We start from the raw sequence: 3,693 nt of genomic DNA on the forward strand, positions 1-3,693 counted from the left end.
TAGAGTGCGCTCGCCTTCCGAGCCGCAGGAGATTTCCGCCCGATGAGCACCCCGCACCCGCTGATCGACGCCGCCGCGCTCGCGGCGCGCCTCGATGATCCCGATCTCGTCGTCATCGACTGCCGCTTCAACCTGATGGACAAGGCCGCCGGCCCCCGGGCCTGGGCCGCGGCACACCTGCCCGGTGCCCGGTACGCCGATCTCGATGCCGACCTCGCCGGCCCGGTCACGGGCATGAGCGGCCGCCATCCGCTGCCGGCGCCGGCGGCGTTCGCCGCCTCGCTGTCGCGCTGGGGCGTGCGCCCGGACAGCTTCGTCGTCGCCTACGACGCGGCCGGCGGTGCGATGGCCGCGGCCCGGCTGTGGTGGCTGCTGCGCTGGGTCGGGCACGGGCGGGCTGCGGTGCTCGATGGCGGCCTGCCGGACTGGCAGCGCCGCGGCCTGCCGCTGACCGACGCCGCGCCCGCGGTCGCGGCCAGCGACTACCCGGTGCAGCCCGACGATGCGCGCTGGCTCGGCATCGCGGCGCTGAAGGCCGCACTCGCGGCCGGCGAGTCGCTGGTCGATGCACGCGCCGCAGCGCGCTATCGCGGCGAGACCGAGCCGGTCGATCCGGTCGCCGGCCACGTGCCCGGGGCGCTGAACCTGCCGCAGGACGGCAACCTCGACGCCGAAGGCCGCTTCCTGCCGCCGGCGGCGCTGGCCGCGCGCTTCGGCGCCGTGCTCGGCGAGCGCGCCCCGGCGCGCGTGATCCACATGTGCGGCTCCGGCGTCACCGCCTGTCACAATCTGCTGGCGATGGAGGCTGCGGGCCTCACCGGCTCGAAGCTCTACGCCGGCTCCTGGAGCGAATGGATCCGCGACCCGGCCAACCCGGTCGCGACCGGCGCCGAACCCTGAGCATCGCCGGCGCAGTCGATCGGAGTCCATATCGCATCGCCCGGCACGGTCTGCACGGGCGGAATGCGCAATCCCGGACCCGATGCTGCGGCTCCGCTCCTGCGCCGCTGCCGGCGTCATCTACGCTGGGGCCGGCTGGCTGAAACCGCCTCACCACAATGACGAATGTTTCTTCACGGGAGACCCGCCCATCATGCGTTTCATGCATGCGTCCTTTCTGAAAACCGGCTCCATCTTCGGCCTGATCGCCGCGCTGGCGTTTCTCGCCACCGGCTGCGTGCAGCCGGCCTCGGTCGCGCCGCCGGCCGGCACGCAGACCGCCTGCGGCTTCGTCAACACCGCCGAGACCAACAACACCGCGACCGGCGCGCTGATCGGCGCGGTCGCCGGTGCCGCGCTCGGGGCCGCGACCGGCCACAGCAAGGGCAAGCGGGCGCTGATCGGTGCGGCCGGCGGTGCCGTGGTCGGCGGCGCGATCGGCGCCTACATGGACAACAAGGAGCAGGCACTGCGCCAGCAGCTCGCCGGCACCGGCGTCATCGTCTCGCGCTCCGGCAACATCGTCATCCTGACCTTCCCGGAAGGCATCACCTTCCCGGTCGGCAAGTCGACGCTGAGCAGCGGCGGCCGTTCCGCGCTCGGGCGCATCGCGCCGACGCTGGCCTCGGCCGACCGCACGCGCATCGGCGTCTGCGGCCACACCGACAACACCGGCTCGCGCGAGCTGAACGAGCGTCTGTCGTATGACCGCGCCACTGTCGTTGCCAACACGCTGAGCGGTTTCGGCGTGCCCTCGGGCCGCATGATCGTGCGCGGCTTCGCCTACGACATGCCGATCGCCAGCAACGCCACGCCGGAAGGCCGCGCGCGCAACCGTCGCGTCGAGATCGTGCTGGAGCCGGTCAACTGACGGTCACGGCGGCGGGCACGGACGGCGGGTATATGCTCGGCGCCCGTCCTGCCCGCTGCCGGAGCGACGTCCGTGTGCCTGATCCTGTTCGCGTACCGCGTCCATCCCGACTATCCGCTGATCCTCGCCGCCAACCGCGACGAGTTCTACGCCCGCCCGGCCCTGCCGCTCGGCTGGTGGCAGGATGCCCCGGATCTGCTCGCCGGGCGTGATCTCGCCGCCGGCGGCACCTGGGCCGGCATCACCCGCAGCGGCCGCTTCGCCGCGATCACCAATTACCGCGATCCCGCCCGGATGCGCGCCGATGCGCCGTCGCGCGGCGCGCTGGTCGGCGATTTCCTGCGCGGCACGCAGACGGCCCCGGCCTATCTCGACGACGTGGCCGCCGCCGGCCTGCCGTACAACGGCTTCAACCTGCTCGCCGCCGATCCGGCCGCCGGGCTCTGGTACTACGGCAGCCGCGACGGCAGGCCGCGCGCCGTGGAAGCCGGCGTGCACGGCCTGAGCAACGCCCTGCTCGATACGCCGTGGCCGAAGGTGCGCCGCGGCAAGGCGGGCCTGCAGCCCCTGCTCGAAGCCGGCACCCGCCCGGACCCGGAAGCCCTGTTCACGCTGCTTGCCGACACCAGCCGCCCGCCCGACGCCGAACTGCCCTCGACCGGCGTGTCGCCCGAATGGGAACGCCTGCTGTCTCCGGCCTGGATCGTCAGCCCGACCTACGGCACGCGCGGCTCGCTGGTGCTGCTGTGGCGGGCCGATGGCAGGGTCGAGATGATCGAGCGCGAGGCCGGCAGCGGCGAGGAGCGGGCGTTCCGGCTGCGGGTGGGGTGACACCCGGCACCGCGCTGATGAGCGCTGCCCGGCGGCGGCGCGCCGGCGTGCGGTGACCGGTGAAACCGAGCGCCTGCACCCTCTCCGGGGTCATTGCAATGAAGCGCACGGGGCCGGCGGTAAGCCGGCATCGCTCAGGCGTGTCGTGCGGACTTCCTGAAAAGATCGCTGAAAGCCATGTCCTGAACGGGCAGATGCGGTAATTCGTTCGAGGTCGTCAGGTTGTTGACGATTTATTGACGGTGCGAGGTGTTTCAATGACAGGCTGAATGAGTGTCAAAAAAATGCCATTTCCAGATTGCTTACCTATAAATCGTGAATCATTACTGCTGCAGTTGTCGTATTGAAAATACTATATATTTGGTAATGATTGAACCTGCATCTCAAGGATCAAAGGTGATTGAACGCATGAATCACGCCAGATTCATGGAAAATGTCCGGGATGGATCAGAATTGCTTTCAGGCATTCTGCCAGTGCGGAGTTGATGGGCGCTACAAGCATGCAATTGTGAGGCAATCATGACGCAATACGAACTGGTGCCCTCTTCATCGTCGTCGGAAGGGGAAGGGAATGATTTTGTCTTCCTGTCAGAATCAGAGCCGCTGGAGACGCTGGCTTCCAGTGCCAACACGGATCCTGATCTCTGGCGGGTGCTGGCTGTCGATGATGACCCCGACTTCCAGCGCTCCATGGCCTTCGCTCTTTCCGGCATGTGCGTGCTCGGCAGGAAGATTGAACTGCTGCAGGCCGGCAGTCATGCCGAGGCCGCACAAATCCTGGCCAGGGAGCAGGACATTGCGGTGATGCTGCTCGATGTGGTCATGGAAACGGACGACGCGGGTCTCAGGCTGGCCCGGGCGGTCCGCGAAGTGCTCGGGAATGCCGAGCTGCGCATCGTGCTCGTGACCGGGCAGCCGGGTTTTGCGCCGGTACGTGAGGTCATGGAGCACTATGACATCAATGACTACTGGTCGAAGTCGGAGCTCGGAATCGAGCGTCTGCACACGCTGCTGACCGCCAACGCCCGCGCCTGGATGCAGGTGCATACGAT

The 3,693-nt window shown here is 68.7% G+C and carries 4 protein-coding genes; all 4 read left to right on the forward strand.

What is annotated here, in order from left to right; translation table 11 throughout:
• The first annotated feature begins 42 nt into the window (after window positions 1-42).
• A complete protein-coding gene (locus PKE44_RS16410) occupies window positions 43-900 on the forward strand; it encodes a rhodanese-like domain-containing protein (protein ID WP_324553339.1) in 858 nt (285 codons plus the stop codon).
• Window positions 901-1,093: 193 nt separating this feature from the next.
• Window positions 1,094-1,810 (forward strand): OmpA family protein, encoded by a 717-nt coding sequence (locus PKE44_RS16415; protein WP_324553342.1) that lies wholly within the window; start codon window positions 1,094-1,096, stop codon window positions 1,808-1,810.
• Between the two features lie 72 nt (window positions 1,811-1,882).
• Window positions 1,883-2,641: an NRDE family protein gene (locus PKE44_RS16420; RefSeq protein ID WP_324553345.1), complete on the forward strand. Its 759-nt coding sequence runs from the start codon at window positions 1,883-1,885 to the stop codon at window positions 2,639-2,641.
• A 519-nt stretch (window positions 2,642-3,160) separates the two neighbouring features.
• Window positions 3,161-3,693, forward strand: a 533-nt coding sequence (locus PKE44_RS16425; protein WP_324553348.1) for a response regulator, incomplete at its 3' end; no start/stop codon positions are given.

Origin of the sequence: Plasticicumulans sp., from assembly GCF_035331805.1 — a bacterium.
Classification (GTDB): domain Bacteria; phylum Pseudomonadota; class Gammaproteobacteria; order Competibacterales; family Competibacteraceae; genus Plasticicumulans.

What these genes read in the sequence shown, in the direction of transcription:
- PKE44_RS16410 (WP_324553339.1), top strand. Translation starts at nt 43, where the DNA reads ATGAGCACCCCGCACCCGCTGATCGACGCCGCCGCGCTCGCGGCGCGC.
- PKE44_RS16415 (WP_324553342.1), top strand. Translation starts at nt 1,094, where the DNA reads ATGCGTTTCATGCATGCGTCCTTTCTGAAAACCGGCTCCATCTTCGGC.